This window comes from Pseudomonas sp. S60 (genome assembly GCF_016647865.1).
Lineage (GTDB): Bacteria > Pseudomonadota > Gammaproteobacteria > Pseudomonadales > Pseudomonadaceae > Aquipseudomonas > Aquipseudomonas parafulva.
This window is the reverse complement of sequence record NZ_JACVVH010000012.1, coordinates 30411-47444: the sequence shown is the minus strand read 5'-3', so window position 1 is coordinate 47444 and position 17034 is coordinate 30411. Positions and strand designations below refer to the sequence as shown.

Below are 17034 nucleotides of genomic sequence, written 5' to 3'. Positions count from 1 at the left end.
TCTACAACTGGCCAGCAAAGGCTTTTTGAGACAGCGCACTGAAGTTCAACATATCCAGTTGATGCGCAGACTCTTGATTGCTCGTGAGCGATTTGCTTTTCCAATAAACAGCTGAAAACTCTCTTTGCTTTTCCATATCCGGCACTGGAAGCTCAATAGCATAAAGCTCTTTCGTGCGAATTCCTTTTACCGTACTGCCAGAAGAGCGGGCATAAATTAAGTCTCGGACAAAAGGATGCAGCAACAAGAACAGGAGATATTCATGTGTCACCTTCCCTTTGGATCGCAGAGCTACCAAACGCTGACCAATTGCAACCTTCTCATACTCACCTAGCAAGGCAACATTCCCGAGAGGCGCTTCAGTAGTAAAAAGAACATCATTCCTTCTAGGGAAGCCTCTTGTCATCCATGCGCCATAGTTTTCTTCGGGAATGTACTCTCTCGGCTCATCATCGACATACCCATTCTTGACGTTCTTCGCCGTTATCAAAGGAATTCCATACTCTGATTTTTCGGGAGTCTTGCCTCTGTAGTCAATGTAATCAACCAACTCCAGCAGTTTGTATTTTTGCGAGCGTGCATACCCAGAAGATGTAACAAGCTCGCCGAACATGTCCAAAAACATAGCGCGGAGGAAGTCGTCGGTGAGCTGGATGGCTCGCTGGCGTTTCCTACGGATGGCATCGGCCTTGTCGAGGATGGCGGCTATGCGCTTTTGTTCGGGCAGGGGTGGGAGGGGGATTTCAACCCCCTTAACTAAATCAATATTCAAATTCTTTACGACAGCACCTGCAGCCAGGGCTGAAAAGCGACGCTTTAGAAGATCACTACCAAGCAAGTGATAAAAATAGTCAGAATCAACCTTCTTAGGATCGCCAGAAAGCACCAACCAACCGTCATGAATACAGCCAGTGGTTTTCATAATGTATGGCCGACCAAAGCTCATTGAGTTTGTCAGCAGGAAATCACCCGGTTTTACCATCCGAGTTTTTGAAAGACCTTCCCGCTTGATTTTAAGCCTTGTCGTTTCGATATATTTATTACTATTCGATGCATCTTTAATCGAAATCCAGTTCAAGCCATCATCTGCATCGGTGATGTAATCATCAATAGGGCGAGGCGAGCCGCCGCGAGCGATGTCAAAAATGCTCTCCAGCCTCACTTGTGGCCAACTCATAGCATCTCCTCCAGCTCATCCAGATCCGCCATGATTTCCTGCTCTAACCCTTTGAGCCTTTGCAGAATCAACTTCGGGTCTTCGTACTGCTCCTGCTGGTACTCCACTTCCTTGTAGCGGTTGATGGAAAGGTCGTATTTGTTGGCGGCGATATCCTCGGCGGAGACAACAAAGGCCTTTTTGCGCTTGTCGCCGAACAGAGTGTTGACGGTGCTTGCGCTGATATTGCCTTCGATCATCTGCCGGTATTTGTGCCAATGGGCAATGGCATCGGGCAGGTCGTTGCTGCCCTCGCCTTTCAGCTCGGTGCGCTTGTCGTCCAGCGAGTAGCCATCGGCTTCAAGGTCGTAGAACCACACACGCTCAGTAGCGCCACCCTTGGTAAAGATCAGGATGGCGGTGCTGACCCCGGCGTAGGGTTTGAACACGCCACTGGGTAGGCTGACGATACCTTCCAGCTGGTTGTTGTCGAGCAGCTCCTGGCGCAGTTGCTGGTGGGCCTTGGATGATCCGAACAGCACGCCGTCCGGCACGATCACCGCCGCACGACCACCGAGCTTGAGCGAGCGCAGAATATGGGCGACGAACAGCAGCTCGGTCTTTTTGGTTTTCACCAAGCCGAGCACGTCGGGGTTGGTATTAGTTTCGTCCAAGCTGCCTTTGAACGGCGGGTTGGCTAGCACTACGTCGAAAAAGTTCTGCTCCTGACGCGGGTAATGCTCCTTGATGGATTTGCTCAGCGAGTCCTGATAGCGAATGTTCGCGCCGTTCACGCCGTGGAGCATCATGTTCATGCTGGAGACACGCAGCATGGTGGTGTCGAAGTCGAAGCCCCAGAACATCTCGCTGTTGATGTGCTGGCGGTAGGGTTCAAGCAGATCGCCGGAGTAATGTAGGTTGCCGTCTTCATCGCTGAAGGTGCCGTCTGCGCTGGAGTACACGCGGTTGAGGTATTCCATACTGCGGGCGAGGAAACCGGCGGTGCCGCAGGCCGGATCGCAGATCACCTCGGTCGGCTGCGGGGCGATCAGCTCGATCATCGCGTCGATGATATGGCGCGGCGTGCGGAACTGGCCGTTGATGCCGGCGGTGGTGAGTTTGCTCAGCAGATATTCGTAGATATCGCCTTTCACGTCGCTCTGGGTCAGCGGCAGGTCGTTTACCATCTCCACGGCAGAGGTGAGTACAGACTCGTTCTTGATCTCCAGATCGGCGTCCTGCATGTACTCGCTGATATGGCCCAGGCCTTCGCGCTCCCCGCCCTCGCCTTCGGCGCTTCCGAGTTGGGCGAAGAAGGGATAGACCTTTTTCTTGAGGTGGCTGTGCAGTTCCTTCCCGCTCATGTTGCGAAAGTTCTTCCAGCGCAGCAGTTGGCCCTCCGGTGTATTGGGAAACAGACGGTCGAAGGCCTTGCCGGTGCGGTTAGCCTTGCGCTCGGCCACGTCTTCCTGCATGTCGAGCATGCGAGCGAACATCAGGTAGCTGATCTGTTCGATCACAGTCAGCGGGTTGGTGATACCGCCAGTCCAGAATTTTTCCCAGAGCTTGTCGATATCGTTGCGGATTTTGCCGGTAAGCATTTCAAATACTTCTCTTGGTCATAATTCGGGGTTGTTGCTGTGCAGTTGCCTACCCTGGCGCAACGCCGCAGCGGAGTAACCCAGCAGCGCCGAGCCTAGTGCGAGCACTGCACTGATAGCAATCATATCCTTCGTCCAATGGCTGGCTTGCATGGTCACTCCTGATTGCCAGGCGGAGAGTTTGTCTCGCGAAGAAATGGTTTAAGCACCGCGACCAACTGATCAACATCTGTCGGCTTGAACACACCGTCGATTCCGTCATGGGAAATGCTGTTGAACGGTGCGTCGTACAGTGTTTCGATCACAATGCTGCCGTGTTGGGCGATGTAATTCTTCAACAGGTTCATGAAGCGCACCTGCTGAGCTGTGAGGGTTGGATGGGCGTGCAGGAAGCTTTTGAAATGCTCTTCAATAGCCTGAGAATCCAGACCTATGATCTCGCGCACGGTCACGTGCAGTTGTGCTGCAGTACGGCCGTAGAACTCATTCAATAAATCCAGACTTACACCCGGATGACTGGTCAGAATGGTCGAGGTCAGGGTCTTCAGGTCCGCCTCGGCAATCGGCTCACCTTTATGAATTTTCTGCAAAATAGGGTTAGCTGCGAGCATGCCGTCAAGAATGCCCTTGAGCCGGCGACGATAAAGCATGGCGTCATTGGCACCAGTGATGTAAACCCGACGCTCTTCAGCCAGTACGTTGTCGTCCTTAGCCTTGGTAATCGCGGTTCCGTAGCTTGCAGAGCTTCCCGTCTGCCGATACTTCATAATGCCGCGCAGCTCCTTACGGGCGTGCTCCAGCTTATCGATACTCGGCTGTTGCCAAAAATTGGCACTGCGCACTTCCGCAAGAATCGCATCCTTCTGGCGCACCGCTTGGATGTTCACAGCCAGCTTATCCAGCTCAGCCAGCAGCACAATTTTTCCGTCCTCGAAGCAACTGGCCTGCTCTACTAGGCAACGCTGAATACCAGCAACAAGCTTGTCCAGCGCAGTGGCGTGCTTGTCACTCAGCACTCGAGCGGCCATCAACGGCGCAATAGTGTCACTGAGCAGGTGCTGGGTTTTAGCGTCGAAACGCTGCAGCAGGTCGGTCTGCTGCAATTGGTGAACATTGCGCAACTCACGCCTTACTGCCACGCTGGTCTCTGGCAGATCGTTGATATCCGCACGCAGCAACTCAATGGCGGTATCGAAAGCTGCAGCATGATTGAGCCTGAGCGCGACCTGAGCCAATTCAAGGCGAGCCTCGAAGGTGGTCTGCAGAAGGGACTTTCCACCTGTGTCTTCCGGCTCCTGGTACTCCTGCTCGAAGAAGTCGAAGTTTCCGTAGTGATCGAAGATCAGGAACTCTTCCTTGTCCTTACCACGGCCGAACAGGTCAGGTCGCAGTCGTGTGCCTCGGCCAATCATCTGCCAAAACTTCACCCAAGACTTTACCGGCTTGGCGAAAACGAGATTTACCACTTCTGGCACGTCGATACCTGTGTCCAGCATGTCTACCGAAATGGCAATTCGGAAGTCGTTGTCCGGTTTCTTGAATTCCTTGATCAGAGTGTCCACATGGGCAATGCCATTGTGGATGACCTTGCAAACCTTAGCACCATATTGCGGGTAGAGCTTACAGAAGAGCTTCTCCAGGTGCTCGGCGTGGTCCTGCCGCTGGGCGAAGACGATGGTCTTGCCGACCAGAGAGCCAGTTTCATCCTTGATGCCGTTGTTGATCAGGTTTTCCAGAATGATTCGATCAGTATCCTCACTGAAAATCTTGCGACCAATATCCTTACCGGCAACGGTAGTGCGCTTAGCTTCCTCTTCGCCAAGGTCCTCTTCTAGCTGGCGCTTCTGCTCGTCACTCAGATCCCTGTAATGGATGCCATCACGTAGAAAATCAGTGGTTAGATCCTTGACGCGAAACGGCACCAGATAAGGTGGATCGTTGTTGATGGCTGCGTCCAGCCCGAATTCGAAGGTAGGGTCGGTGGTCTCGCAGTCGAAGATGTCAAAGGTATTACGGCTGATGAACTTCACTGGCGTAGCGGTGAGGCCAACCTGTAGAGCATCAAAGTAATCGAATAGATCACGGTACTTGTTGTAAATACTGCGGTGACTCTCATCGGCGATGATCAGGTCGAAAAAACCTACATCGAGTTGGGAAAAGCGGTTCATCATCCCCGGATAGGTAGCGATGTAGATGCGCGCAGTCTGATCCACTTTGTTGGTTTCGCCAATGACGCAGCGCGGTTCGCTGGGCAAATTCTGCTTGAACGCGTCGTCAGCCTGAACTCGCAGTTCCTTGCGGTCACAGAGAAACAGCACACGCTTAGCCCAACTGGTACGTAGCAGCAGTTCAGCCAGGGCAATGGCAACACGAGTCTTGCCTGTACCGGTAGCTTGAATGATCAGAGCCTTGCGACGTTGCTTCTGAAAATTCGCAGCAACGGTCTTGATCGCCTCAATCTGGTAGGGGCGGTCGGCAATTTTCAATTCAGGGTTATGCTGTTCAAGCTCGGCAATACGGTACTGGCGTTGGTAGGCCAAGTATTCGAGGCTACTCTTGCTGTAGAAACCATACACCGGGCGATAGGTGTTGTACTGCTTGTCGTCCCAGACGAAAGTCTCGTAGCCGTTGCTGTAGAAGATTACCGGGCGCCGCATGCCCTTGTTCACGAATCCGTCGGCATACATGCGTGCTTGCTCACGCCCTGCCTGCAGGCTGACGTTGCCAGACCGCTTGGCTTCGATTACCGCCAACGGCTGACCGTCGTCACCCCAAAGCACGTAATCGGCACGTCCCTTCCCAGAGATATTACCTGGGAAGTCGAGCTCCACCTCTCGGCCGACCTGCTCAGGGTTACTGATGTCCCAGCCAGCCTGAAGCAACATGGCGTCAATGAGCAAAGCCCGCGTCTTCGCCTCGTCCCATTGCAGGCTGTCGGCAACCTGCTGGCTCTGCTGCTGACGCACGTGCAGCTCGGCATCTGCTGGGCGCTCCAGCTTGTCGATGTTACGGGTTCGCTCTTGCTCCAGCTTGTCCATCACGCGCTGGAGCTCTTCCTGCTGCTGATTCAGCTCTTTTTGATAGGTGGCGACGGTCTTTTGCAACGTAGCCAAAGTCGCCGTCGGGTCCTGCACCTCAGCAAACTCAGGAATGTCTGCCTGAGTGTTGCCCTGATATTTCATGGCCATATACATGGCCAGTTGGTAAGCCGTCTTCAGGGCCTGTTGCGCATTACGCAGGTCACCTTCGCCTCCATGCGCGGTGTCGTTCCCCTGAATACGCAGGAAATTGAGCTGGTAAACCAACGGTTTGCTTACACAGTCGACAAAGACCGGATCCTTAACCAGCTCGTAAAAGGTGGCCTGCGGCACACGGGGCAGTGTTTCATGCTTATAGATAGCCTTGGTCATCTCTTCGGCAAAGCTACGAAGTCGCGTGAGCGCACTGCCCGGGTCGACGTGAAGTACGGCCTCCGCCAAGCCAGCGAGATTTGCCAGCAACTCGTTGTCAGGTCGGAGGAATTCGAAATTGACTGATTTCATATAAGCGATCTTATCCATGTCGGTCTTATAGCGAAGACCATGCCAATGTTTATTCGACGTCGTACTTTTCCATCCAATTACTGAGTGTCTGCTGGCTTTTCAAGCCCAGCAAACTGGCGGCTCGCGTCTTGTTACGACCCGTCAGCGCCAGCGCCTTGCGCAGGTAGCCATTGGCAAGTTCAGAAATTATCCCTTGCAAATCAATACCTTGAGAAACATCACGGGAACAAATGTCCACATGATCCTGGGGGAACTGGAACAGCGCGTGGTCGATATCCGCCCCATCAATGACATCGCCCTGACTCCACAAGGCGGCGCGAAGCAGCACAGATTGAAGCTCGCGAACGTTGCCACGCCAAGGGTGGCTCAAGATAAGTTTCTTTGCTTCAGCGGAAATTTTCTTACCTGCCATCGAGAAGTCTTGCTCGGCCAAGCTGGCAAGCAGCGTGTCGGCCAACAGGAACAGATCTCCTTCCCGCTCTCTCAGCGGCGGCAAGTGAATAACCCCAACGGCTATCCGGTAGAACAGATCCTCACGGAATCGCCCATGCGCCACTTCCTGCATGAGGTTTCGATGAGTCGCCGTGATCAATCGCACATCCACCTTCTGCTCCTGGCTTGCGCCAACCGGAACAAAGGTCCCGCTCTGCAGCACCCGTAGCAGCCGAACTTGCACATCTGGTTTCAGCTCACCGAACTCGTCCAAGAACAATGTGCCACCGTGTGCCTGCTGGAACACGCCGTCTCGGCTCTCGACCGCGCCAGTGAACGCCCCTTTGCGATGACCAAACAAGGTAGCGTCGATGAGTTCGGGGACTATTGCTCCGCAGTTAACGGCGATGAAAGGTGCAGCGGAACGGGGGCCGGCATTGTGGATGGCTCTGGCAAACAACTCCTTACCCGTTCCAGTTTCACCGTAGATCAGGACTGGGACCTGCTTTTGCGCAAGCACATTCGCTTGCGCCTTGAGCATCATCATTCGCGCACTTTGCGTGACAATGCTATCGAACGCCGCGTTGCCTGGGGCACCGTGGTCTGCCAGTCGCAGCAGCTTATTACTCGTCATGCCGCTGGCGGCAGGCAAGTACTCGGCCGCGATTTCAAACGGCACATCTACCTGCTGCACACCTTGCTCAAGCGAGGATTGGTAAAAGGTGGCGGGATAGCTGGTTTTGCCCAGCAGTATCCACACTGCCTGCATGGCAGGTGTGCCTGGGCTGAGCAAAATTGACAGATCCATGCGAGCAGCAGACAGACGCTGCAAATGCTTGCTCGCGGACTGATAGATGTCTCCAAAATGAACTGGAGAACTCAGAGTCTCGTGGTATGCCTGGACGGGAAGATCAACACGCTTGCGGAGCCACGCAAGATACGGCTCGACACGATCCGGTGGATACGAACAAAGCAGATCAACTCGATCGAACTTTTCTGCCGTTAACGTCGACATGATCGGTCCAACTTCGCCACCGCCTACTGCTTTCAGATCGTTGCCGCCCACCCAGCAAATCAAGGCCCGCTGCTTACTCGACACTATCCCTGTTCCTCCGGCTACATCTCGATGCGGATACTAGCATTTAGCCAGACAGCCTGACATGCAGGATATCTCACGCTTGCCATAGGAGCCCATTTGCAGTGGACTTTCGTTGGAGGTGAACGGCATCCTCAATCCCCCATAGTCCAGTAAGGCAATTTGCGCAATCGCTAGTACACAGCGCCATCCTGGGCTGAAAAGACGGACGCGGTATTCCAAATGGTATCCCACAAAAATCTCAAACCGGACTTTTTCTAGCGGTTTTCGAAGGATAGGAAGCCAATTCAAATTACCCCGGCGATGCGGAACCGCCCGAACGATCCACCACGCGAAGCTAATCTTCCCCAAGCCGTCCTTTTTCAAAACCCAACCAACAAAAAAAGCCACCCGAAGGTGGCTTTCTCGTTTTCAATAATGGTCGGGACGGAGTGATTCGAACACTCGACCCCTTGCACCCCATGCGCTTATTCACTGTATTTCTATGGAATGCTATAGCTCGTCAAAGATAACCTACAGCCTAGTAAATACGAGGCAGGCAGGCTATATTTTGATCTATTAAGGTCCACCAGCATCCACCTATAGCTAAGCGATTCGGTGGGGCAAAAGTGGGGCAAAATTCCAAGGTGGTTGACCTTGGCTAGGGGTAGACATTGGCGAAGATCACAGTGAAGGAACTCGAAGCACTTACCCCCGACGACGATGGCAAAACGCTTCGAGAAGAAGGTGGCCTAACCGCTAAAGTTCGTGCTGGCGTGCGCGGCGTTACAGTGCTGTTCCGCTATGAGTTCAAAATGCGGGGAGCCAAACGCGATCAGCGTTTGGGCAGTTGGCCAAAAAAATCGCTAGCGCAGATTCGAGCTGAGCGAGATGAGGTGAGAGCAAGCGTTACTAAAGGCATAGAACCCGCCGCTGCCCGAAAGGCCGCTAAGATTGAGGCTCAAGCTGCGATCGCAGCAACCATTGCCGAAGCCGAACGTCAAGCTGCGGAGAACAAGACTGTCAGCGACCTTTTTGAAGAGTGGGTGCGCGACGGGGTTTCTCGCCAGGACGGCAACGCAGAACTTCGCCGCAGCTTCTCCAAAGACGTGCTACCCGCTATTGGCGATAAACTACTCCGGACCCTAACTGAAAAGGATCTGCTCACTCTACTGCGCTCAATCAAAGCCCGCGGGCTAAACCGTACCGTAGTGATACGCAGCAAGGATATAGGTCAGATGCTGCGATGGGCCGAGAAACGTAAACCGTGGCGTACCTTGATGGTCGACGGGAACCCCTCCGACCTGGTTGACGTCAACAGGCTCCTCGATCATGACTATCAGGAGCAGCGCGATCGACTTCTATCCAGTGGTGAAATCAAAGAACTGCATCAGATTTTTTCTCGCCTCGCAAAAGATTATGACGCCCTTCCCGCTGGCCAAAAATATTCGGGCATCCGACCTGTAAACTCCCGGGTGCAATGCGCAGTCTGGATCTGCCTGAGCACACTCTGTCGCATTGGCGAACTCCTGAAATCCGAGTGGCGGCACGTCGATCTGGAGAAAGGTATGTGGTTCGTCCCGGCAGAAACTACTAAAGGCCATAAGGGTAAACGGCAGGATCACCATGTATTCCTTTCAAAATTCGCGCTGAACCAGTTCAAACGTCTTAGAGAAGAAACTGGCCACACTCCCTTCTGCTTTCCCAGCAAAGATGAAAGCACTCATGTGGATACTAAGACTGTCAGCAAGCTGATCGGAGATCGGCAATGCTGCTTCAAAAATCGCAGCAAACCTTTGTCTGGCCGTCATCACGACGACTCACTGGTTCTAAACCAAGGTAACAAAGGCGAATGGACTCCGCATGATTTGCGTCGCACAGGCGCGACCATGATGCAGGAGCTAGGAGTAACACTCGAAATCATTGATCGTTGCCAGAATCACTTGCTGGGAGGCTCCAAGGTACGCAGGCACTACCTCCACCATGATTATGCCAAGGAAAAAACTGAAGCATGGCGCCTTCTTGGAGACAGACTAGAAACAATCCTGGTCTAGGAAAGAAATGAGCCGAGGATGTGAAACTGAACGTTGATGCCCAGCTCGTCAAGCTAGATGTCTCATGAGCATTTGGGCATCGAACCTATTGTGCTGGAGCTGCCGCTTTCGAATAGGATGCCAGGTGTGTCGGCGCTGATTGCGGAGACTCAGCGGGGAATCGCAGTTGTCTTGCTATCGCTGCGTGCGATCACTTGATGTAGTCGCCGAGCACAGCTGTATCTAGCGCGCACACGGCGTGGACAACCGTCTATCTTTTTCCACAGCTAACAAGCTGTGGCACGCACTGAATATCCGGTCCTGTCAGGGTAAACAATTTGCTAGAGTTTTCGCACTTATCGAGGAAAGGTGAATCATGGCATTTTTAAAAAATCTCTGCGACCTGACGCGGTTCAAACGCTATCCCGACATCTACGAACCTTGGTCGCAGATGAGTGAGGCCTTGATGAAAGGCGCGTCGGCACTGAGCCAAGGGCAGAGAGAAGTCATCCTGGCGTATGCCGCGGGCGTATGCGGCTGTGAATTTGTCTGCATTGCTCATTCGGAAGTGGCGTATGCTTGAGGCGTTCCTCAGGGTACCGTTGAGTGGCTCTTAGAAGATCCAAATACCCCAAAGGTTGACGCGCCGTTCAGAGTGTTGCTCGGCTATGTTCGCAAACTCGCCCTTACACCCCATCATATGAATCAAACCGATATAGACGAAGTGGTTGATGCGGGCTGGGATGATAACGCGATTCATCATGCCATTGCCGTAACTGGCCGAGCGGCACTGATGCAGCGTCTGGTGCAAGGTTTAGGACTGACACCGCTGGATCGCAAGGAGTACGCAATGCATGCCAAACGTCGTATTCAACTTGGATATGCTGAGGTCTTTGGTAAATAACGATACCGAATGCAAGCACTCCGAATCACTCTGCTGATTAGGGGCTGATAGATAGCATGGCCGTGAGTGCAGTGGAGAACACGAGTTGTAGCCAAGCAATCTCACCAATGCTTTGGGGGAGAGGCTTATTTATTCTCCCTAGCGTGCGAGATTGAAACGGATGCCGTAGGGATGACAGCTACCTCCTCTCCCCGCACAGAAACCAGAACGTGTGGCTCCTGCTCCGGGTAGGTGACGCGAGGCGTTTCTCCGGGTATGTGTGCAATGTGTGGGGTATGTAGTGATTTTTAAGTAACCCGAACCGAGACCATTGAAGCCGAGTACGCTGGCTGCGACGTTTGAGGTCCCACTGCCAAAGACCGCCTGACCATTCTGAAACCCCATGCTCGCGTGCCTGATCGCCTCAAGCTTGCGATGATCATTCGCCCACTCAAAGACCCGCTTGAAGTGGGTGTCGGGAAGCCGTTACCAGTGGAGGTAACGATTGATGGCAAACCTGCGGCGAACATTCCTTTGTTTGAGGATTATCGAGGCTTGCCGGAGAGCAATAGTGTCACGACTGACCCAAACGGGCTGGCGACCGTAATTGTTCGAAACAGCGGTCTCAACATCATTGCAGCGCAAGCCAGGGTTGCCGTGGACGGAGAGCCGAGCTCGGAGAGGAGCTTGTTCACCTCGTTGAGTTTTGTCGGCGAGCCCCACCAGCACTGATGGAGCACTCCAGGGCTCGGGCTTGATGCCAAAGCCCCAGGGAGCACCCCGCAGCCTACCAAACCGCGCTCAGTATTGATCGCTGCAGCGCGGACACTGCTTACTTCTTCTTCACACCACCCTGCCTGGCTTTGAACCTGGGGTTCGATTTACAGATCACGTAAAGCCTGCCCCGGCGCTTAACGACTTGGCAGTCCCGGTGACGATGTTTAGCTTGCTTGAGCGACGAAAGAACCTGCATAGCGCACCTCCAGTTATGTGATAACATCACAATAACGAGTATCATTCTCGATCACAAGCGGCGCCGAGGTTCTCCTATCAGGTTTCTCCATGCTGACGATCATGCTGCACGGGATACTGTATGAATCAGCTTTCACGCATATGCCGCTCTTGACGCTCCTGTCGCTCTTTTGCCTCGATGCTCAGCGTCGCTGTGGGCCGTAAGAGCAAGCGCCTCAAGCCAATGGGCTCGCCGGTCTCCTTGCACCATCCATATTCACCGCGTGAAATTCGCTCCAAAGCTTCATCGATCTTGTCCAAGAGCTTTTTCTCGCGCTCCAGAATGCGGAGTTGCCACTGCCTCTGTTCTTCAACAGTTCCCAGATCGGAAGGATCGCTGCTGGGCTCAAACTCACGCATCACCTGGAATTCTCCGGAGATCCGTTCCTGAAGCTCCGCCCGCTGGGCCAGCAACAGCTCGCGAAAAAACTCCTGCTGTTCAGTATCCATATATGCCTCATCGGGCAGAGAAAGCAGCTCTTGTTCAGTCATGGCAATTACCCCACATCATTGTTTATGTTGGTCAGGATCGCTGCGGACTGAAGGCAAGTGGCAACCCTTGGCATCCATCGTTCACCTTCCCCTCGTGCCATGCGACCTGTCCGGATACGATCGTGGTGCTCACACGATGGCGTAGCTGATGATTTTGGAAAGGCGTCCACTGGCAATGAGCAAGGATGGGGTCAAGGCTGACTGGTCGCGGCCTTTCTAGGCGTTCAATCAATGCCACATCAGCCCAGTAACCCTCGCGCAAGTACCCACGCTCATGAATTGCAAACAAATCGGCGACCGCATGGCTCGTTTTGCGCACCAGCTGAGTAATCGGCAGAACGCCCTCCTCGACCAGTTCGAAAAGAGCCGGAAAAGCATGCTGCACCAGCGGTAGACCTGAAGGTGCCGATGCATATGGCCGCTGCTTCTCCGCCAGGGTGTGAGGTGCATGATCAGTACCGATCACATCGATGCGGTCACAGAGCAATGCTCGTCGCAGAGCATCTCGATCCTCACGAGTTTTGATGGAGGGATTGCACTTGATGAGGTTTCCAAGGCTTGCATAGTCACGATCATCGAACAGCAGATGGTGCGCGCAAACCTCAGCGGTGATCAGCTTGTTTGCCAGCGGCCCAGGCTCGAACAATCCCAGCTCTTTGGCCGTAGTCAGATGCAGCACATGCAACCTTGTACCGAATTTGTTAGCCAGCTCCACCGCCAAACTAGAGGAACGGAAGCACGCCTGCGCATCACGAATTTTCGGATGCATCTCCGGCGGTATGAAATCACCAAATTGCTCCCGATAACGCACCTCATTAGCCAGGATTGAAGGCGTGTGCTCGCAGTGCGCCAGCAGGATCGTGGGCACGCAGTCAAAGAGGCGCTCAAGCACCTTAGGATCATCAACGAGCATGTCCCCCGTAGACGCCCCCATAAACACCTTTACCCCAGCCACGCGACGAGGGTCGAGACCGGCAACGATATCCAGATTGTCTTTGCTCACGCCAAAATGAAAGCCGTAGTTGGCTACTGAAGACGCCGCGGCCCGTGCCTTTTTGTTGTCTAGGGCTTCGACAGAAAGTGTTGCAGGATTGGTGTTCGGCATGTCCATGAAACTAGTGATGCCACCGGCAACAGCGGCTCGAGACTCACTTGCCATGGTCGCTTTATGCGGGGCGCCTGGCTCTCGAAAATGCACTTGATCGTCGATCATCCCGGGCACAAGCCAGGAACCTTGCGCATCGATTTCGACGGATACGTTCTCGCCACCGATGCTTCCGGCGATCTTCTCAATCCGACCGTAGGCGATAAGAACGTCGGCATCGAAGACTTCACCCTCATTCACCAGGCGAGCATTTCTGATAAGAATGCGGCTCATACTAGAGCCTCCCCTGGATTTCCAGTCACCACCACCTCATCGCCATCGATCACGTTGTAGAAACAGCTGCGACGCCCCGTGTGGCATGCTGCTCCGACCTGGTCTACCAGCAGTAGCAACGCGTCTCCATCACAATCCAAGCGAACCTCCTTAACGTGCTGTACATGCCCAGATGTCTCACCCTTGCGCCAGAGGCATTGCCGAGAACGCGACCAGTAACAAGCTCGACGGGTTTCCAAGGTTTCTCTAAGCGCTTCTTCATTCATCCAAGCGAGCATCAGCACCTCACCGCTGTCATGCTGTTGCGCAATCGCAGCGACGAGTCCCTGGGAGCTCCAAGGCAATTGGCTGAGCACGTCACTTAAAGCGAAGCGGGTTCCCGCCTCCGCCTGTTCGAGCTTGAGAAACATGATCCGAGACCCAAATCAAAATAGTTATGTTATAACGTATCATAAAATTCCCATAGCATGAGCATTTCACCTCCCAATTCCGGCCCATTAGGAAAGCATTTATGAGCGAAGCCCCTATCCTCTCCGTCAGCACAGAAACGTACGCGGACACCGAGCTCGCCTGCCTCGCGGGAGCAAAAGCCGCCCTCTATCGGTGGGCGGCAACCGTCGCAACTCGCGATGTCGATAAGATTCTTGAGCTCTACGCCGCTGATGCCATCCTGGTTCCTACCCTGTCCAACCAAGTGCGTGATTGCGATGACAGTCGCCGGAATTACTTCGAGAACTTCCTTGCCAACGATGGCCTTGTCTGTGACATCCAGGTCTTCAAAAAACGTGTGAGCCAAAAGCTGGGCACCGTGGTTGTCGGAGGGCTCTACACCTTTGTCTACCGTGATGGCGGCGAGCAACGCGTCGTACCAGCGCGATTCCTTTTCACGTTTGAGCGCATCAACGAGGAGTGGCTGATCACTGGCCATCACTCATCGATTGAGGCTTGATCCAACTTAGGCTTATCCCTATACGGATTAGCCTGCCCTTCTGATTGCTCGCTGATACAGACTGACTCATGAATCACTTTCCAGCACTAGGAAACTATCCTGCCGTACGCCTTCGTCGTAACCGTGCTGACGATTGGACACGTCGGCTGGTAGCTGAAAACACGCTGTCCGTAAACGATCTGATATGGCCCATCTTCCTGAAAGAGGGAGCAGGTCAAAATGAACCCGTGAGCTCAATGCCTGGCCAACTGCGGGTGAGCCTCAACGAACTCGTCGACCATGTTGGGCGAGCCGTGGAGCTCGGCATTCCCGCTATCGCCCTGTTCCCAGCCACATCACCAGAGCGAAAAGATAGCGAAGGCAGCGAAGCGTTTAACCCGGACAACCTGGCCTGCAAGGCAGCCAGATTACTTAAGTCGACCTTCCCTACTCTCGGTCTCATTGGCGACGTAGCCTTGGATCCCTACACCGACCACGGCCACGACGGTGTGCTGCGAGAGGGTTTGGTCGCAAATGATGAAACCCTTGAGCTTCTGGCGCGACAGGCCATTGCCCAAGCGCAGGCCGGTATCGACACGCTCGCGCCTTCGGACATGATGGATGGCCGGATCGGCGCATTGAGATCAGCACTAGATGCAGCAGATCTCAAGAACGTACGACTCATGTCTTATGCGGCCAAGTATGCCTCTGGCTTTTACGGGCCATTCAGAGATGCCCTCGGCTCCTCTGGAGCGCTGAAAGGCGATAAGCGCACTTACCAGATGGATCCTGCGAACAGCGACGAGGCCTTGCGCGAGGTAGCTCTGGATCTTCAAGAAGGTGCGGACATGGTCATGGTCAAACCAGGCATGCCTTATCTGGACATCATTCAGCGCGTCAAATCGACATTCGCCGTTCCGACTTTTGCGTATCAGGTAAGCGGTGAGTATTCGATGATCAAGGGCGCCATTGATCATGGATGGCTGGATCCAGACCAGGTCATCCTGGAGTCCTTGATGGCGTTTAAACGAGCCGGCTGCAATGGCGTTCTAACCTACTTTGCCATCGAGGCCGCTCAGCGATTGACCCGCGGCTGATACCAAGACCTCGCGACGTTGACCAGATTGCAGCGTCGCGAGAGTGCGCTATCACTCAGGCTGTTCCGGCTCTGACCTGAGAGGCGATCAGACTGCCTGGTGGTGGCTGCTGCCGGAAGTAGCTATCCACCCCCGCGAAAATTGCATCGGCAATTTTGCGCTGGTGACGTGTATCGTGCAGCCGTCGACAGTCCCCCACGTTGGAGATAAAACCTGTTTCGACCAGAATTGATGGTATGGCGGCAGACTTGAGCACCGCGAACCCAGCCTGCTCAACCTTCGACTGATGCAGTCCCGAGACCTGTCCCAACTGCGAAAGCACCTGGTGCCCGAGATCCAAACTGGTTGAAATGGTGGCATTCATCGACATGTCGAGCAGCACACCAGCAACCATCGGATCTTCTTTCTTTAGCTTCACGGCCAAGCCGCCACCGACAGAATCAGCCCCGTTCTCTCGCTGAGCCATCCAGCGCGCCATCGAAGAACTGGCGCCATTCTGCGACAGCGCAAAGACTGATGCCCCTGAAGCGGTCAGTCTTGGAGCTGCATCAGCATGAACAGAAACGAATAGGTCAGCATTCAGACGCTGTGCCACCTCAGCTCTCTTACGTAGTGGAATGAAGATGTCGTCTGAGCGCACGAGCCGAGCTTTGTAACCCTTCTGGGCATCAATTCGTTTAGCAAGCAGCGTCGCGATCTGGAGAGCAACAATCTTCTCCTGCTCCCCTTTTGCCCCCACTGCACCCGGGTCTTTGCCGCCATGCCCCGCATCAATGACCACCAGGAGGTCTCGGTTGCCCTTCCCCTTTGCTTGTGCAGGCAACTGCTGAGTAGCAGCTGCGACGACGCCTCCCCTGACAGGCAGGTCAGGAAGAAGCAGCTCCAACTTATGCCCGTCGCCTGAGATAGGCCGAAGCTCTCCTTGCATACCCTGCCTAGCCAGATCCAAGACAATTCTCAGATCGCCCGCGGGCGTTCTCCCGCTACGTATAGCGCGGATCGGTGTACCGTCGAGCAAGAGCCCCTCCAACGTCGTATCGAGTGCAGCTTGCTCAAGATCAAGTACCAAGCGCGGCGGAGACTCCAAGCTGAAGCTGTTCGCAAGCACCGGGCCGCTCAGGTCAAGCAGAAGTTTTGTAGCAGCCCCCGAACGAACGACGCTAACCCGCCGAACTGCCTGAGACGCCTGCGCAGCGAACGAGGTCGGCAGCGCTAGGCCCGCCAAGATAAATTTCAACAAGCTACGTCTGTCCATACACCTTCCGCACTTTCAAAAATTTCCGCCGGCCAGACTGACTCTCGGCACCTCATGCGCCTTCAACCGCCCGGAACCCCGACACGCCATCGCGACTTTTTTTGTGGCGCCCCAACAATGTTACGTTATAACATGACAAATATGGATGTTC

Annotated in this window: 16 protein-coding genes; 6 read left to right on the top strand and 10 right to left on the bottom strand. The window is 54.1% G+C overall.

Going from position 1 to position 17034, the window contains the following annotated elements:
- Position 1: 1 nt before the first annotated feature.
- The 5 genes from IAE33_RS08240 to IAE33_RS08225 are packed head-to-tail and all read right to left on the bottom strand — an operon-like array spanning position 2 to position 7830.
- Positions 2 to 1177: a restriction endonuclease subunit S gene (locus tag IAE33_RS08240; RefSeq protein ID WP_201163107.1), complete on the bottom strand. Its 1176-nt coding sequence runs from the start codon at positions 1175 to 1177 to the stop codon at positions 2 to 4.
- Positions 1174 to 2757, bottom strand: coding sequence for a type I restriction-modification system subunit M (locus IAE33_RS08235; protein ID WP_201163106.1), 1584 nt, complete (start codon positions 2755 to 2757; stop codon positions 1174 to 1176). Before IAE33_RS08235 ends, IAE33_RS08240 begins: the two co-directional genes overlap by 4 nt.
- Positions 2758 to 2775: 18 nt before the next feature.
- A complete protein-coding gene (locus IAE33_RS24715) occupies positions 2776 to 2910 on the bottom strand; it encodes a hypothetical protein (RefSeq protein WP_258701885.1) in 135 nt (44 codons plus the stop codon).
- Between the two features lie 2 nt (positions 2911 to 2912).
- On the bottom strand, positions 2913 to 6299 hold the full coding sequence (locus IAE33_RS08230; RefSeq protein ID WP_201163147.1) for a type I restriction endonuclease subunit R: 3387 nt from the start codon (positions 6297 to 6299) through the stop codon (positions 2913 to 2915).
- A gap of 49 nt (positions 6300 to 6348) precedes the next feature.
- On the bottom strand, positions 6349 to 7830 hold the full coding sequence (locus IAE33_RS08225; protein WP_201163105.1) for a sigma-54 interaction domain-containing protein: 1482 nt from the start codon (positions 7828 to 7830) through the stop codon (positions 6349 to 6351).
- Between the two features lie 650 nt (positions 7831 to 8480).
- Here IAE33_RS08225 and IAE33_RS08220 point away from each other — a divergent pair.
- From IAE33_RS08220 to IAE33_RS08205, 4 genes are all read left to right on the top strand, one after another.
- Positions 8481 to 9860: a tyrosine-type recombinase/integrase gene (locus tag IAE33_RS08220; RefSeq protein WP_201163104.1), complete on the top strand. Its 1380-nt coding sequence runs from the start codon at positions 8481 to 8483 to the stop codon at positions 9858 to 9860.
- Between the two features lie 355 nt (positions 9861 to 10215).
- Positions 10216 to 10422 (top strand): hypothetical protein, encoded by a 207-nt coding sequence (locus tag IAE33_RS08215; protein ID WP_201163103.1) that lies wholly within the window; start codon positions 10216 to 10218, stop codon positions 10420 to 10422.
- 72 nt (positions 10423 to 10494) lie between these two features.
- Positions 10495 to 10743: a hypothetical protein gene (locus IAE33_RS08210; RefSeq protein WP_201163102.1), complete on the top strand. Its 249-nt coding sequence runs from the start codon at positions 10495 to 10497 to the stop codon at positions 10741 to 10743.
- A gap of 390 nt (positions 10744 to 11133) precedes the next feature.
- The gene (locus tag IAE33_RS08205) at positions 11134 to 11454 is read left to right on the top strand and encodes a DUF4198 domain-containing protein (RefSeq protein WP_442967355.1); all 321 of its coding nucleotides are present in this window, start codon (positions 11134 to 11136) and stop codon (positions 11452 to 11454) included.
- Between the two features lie 100 nt (positions 11455 to 11554).
- On the opposite strand, the gene ykgO is transcribed toward IAE33_RS08205, so the two are convergent.
- The 4 genes from ykgO to hisI all read right to left on the bottom strand — a co-directional run bounded on the left by ykgO (position 11555) and on the right by hisI (position 14013).
- Entirely contained in the window at positions 11555 to 11695 is a 141-nt protein-coding gene (gene ykgO / locus IAE33_RS08200; protein WP_167057379.1) for a type B 50S ribosomal protein L36, read from the bottom strand.
- A 125-nt stretch (positions 11696 to 11820) separates the two neighbouring features.
- Entirely contained in the window at positions 11821 to 12225 is a 405-nt protein-coding gene (gene dksA / locus IAE33_RS08195; RefSeq protein WP_201163101.1) for an RNA polymerase-binding protein DksA, read from the bottom strand.
- Between the two features lie 31 nt (positions 12226 to 12256).
- Positions 12257 to 13603 carry a dihydroorotase gene (locus IAE33_RS08190; RefSeq protein ID WP_201163100.1) on the bottom strand — a complete coding sequence of 449 codons (1347 nt, stop codon included), beginning with the start codon at positions 13601 to 13603 and terminating at the stop codon, positions 12257 to 12259.
- On the bottom strand, positions 13600 to 14013 hold the full coding sequence (hisI, locus tag IAE33_RS08185; protein ID WP_201163099.1) for a phosphoribosyl-AMP cyclohydrolase: 414 nt from the start codon (positions 14011 to 14013) through the stop codon (positions 13600 to 13602). The genes IAE33_RS08190 and hisI overlap by 4 nt, the downstream gene beginning before the upstream one ends.
- A 101-nt stretch (positions 14014 to 14114) precedes the next feature.
- Here hisI and IAE33_RS08180 point away from each other — a divergent pair, with 101 nt between their 5' ends.
- Complete coding sequence (locus tag IAE33_RS08180; protein ID WP_201163098.1) at positions 14115 to 14552, top strand: DUF4440 domain-containing protein; 438 nt, start codon at positions 14115 to 14117, stop codon at positions 14550 to 14552.
- A gap of 68 nt (positions 14553 to 14620) precedes the next feature.
- Complete coding sequence (hemB, locus tag IAE33_RS08175) at positions 14621 to 15628, top strand: porphobilinogen synthase (RefSeq protein ID WP_201163097.1); 1008 nt, start codon at positions 14621 to 14623, stop codon at positions 15626 to 15628.
- Between the two features lie 55 nt (positions 15629 to 15683).
- Here the strand turns inward: hemB and IAE33_RS08170 are convergent, their stop codons facing one another.
- Positions 15684 to 16883 (bottom strand): N-acetylmuramoyl-L-alanine amidase, encoded by a 1200-nt coding sequence (locus IAE33_RS08170; protein ID WP_201163096.1) that lies wholly within the window; start codon positions 16881 to 16883, stop codon positions 15684 to 15686.
- Between the last annotated feature and the right edge of the window lie 151 nt (positions 16884 to 17034).

What these genes read in the sequence shown, in the direction of transcription:
- IAE33_RS08180 (WP_201163098.1), top strand. Translation starts at nt 14,115, where the DNA reads ATGAGCGAAGCCCCTATCCTCTCCGTCAGCACAGAAACGTACGCGGAC.
- IAE33_RS08215 (WP_201163103.1), top strand. Translation starts at nt 10,216, where the DNA reads ATGGCATTTTTAAAAAATCTCTGCGACCTGACGCGGTTCAAACGCTAT.
- IAE33_RS08240 (WP_201163107.1), bottom strand. Translation starts at nt 1,177, where the DNA reads ATGAGTTGGCCACAAGTGAGGCTGGAGAGCATTTTTGACATCGCTCGC.
- IAE33_RS24715 (WP_258701885.1), bottom strand. Translation starts at nt 2,910, where the DNA reads ATGCAAGCCAGCCATTGGACGAAGGATATGATTGCTATCAGTGCAGTG.
- IAE33_RS08190 (WP_201163100.1), bottom strand. Translation starts at nt 13,603, where the DNA reads ATGAGCCGCATTCTTATCAGAAATGCTCGCCTGGTGAATGAGGGTGAA.
- IAE33_RS08235 (WP_201163106.1), bottom strand. Translation starts at nt 2,757, where the DNA reads ATGCTTACCGGCAAAATCCGCAACGATATCGACAAGCTCTGGGAAAAA.
- IAE33_RS08230 (WP_201163147.1), bottom strand. Translation starts at nt 6,299, where the DNA reads ATGAAATCAGTCAATTTCGAATTCCTCCGACCTGACAACGAGTTGCTG.
- ykgO (WP_167057379.1), bottom strand. Translation starts at nt 11,695, where the DNA reads ATGCAGGTTCTTTCGTCGCTCAAGCAAGCTAAACATCGTCACCGGGAC.
- hisI (WP_201163099.1), bottom strand. Translation starts at nt 14,013, where the DNA reads ATGTTTCTCAAGCTCGAACAGGCGGAGGCGGGAACCCGCTTCGCTTTA.
- hemB (WP_201163097.1), top strand. Translation starts at nt 14,621, where the DNA reads ATGAATCACTTTCCAGCACTAGGAAACTATCCTGCCGTACGCCTTCGT.
- dksA (WP_201163101.1), bottom strand. Translation starts at nt 12,225, where the DNA reads ATGACTGAACAAGAGCTGCTTTCTCTGCCCGATGAGGCATATATGGAT.
- IAE33_RS08170 (WP_201163096.1), bottom strand. Translation starts at nt 16,883, where the DNA reads ATGGACAGACGTAGCTTGTTGAAATTTATCTTGGCGGGCCTAGCGCTG.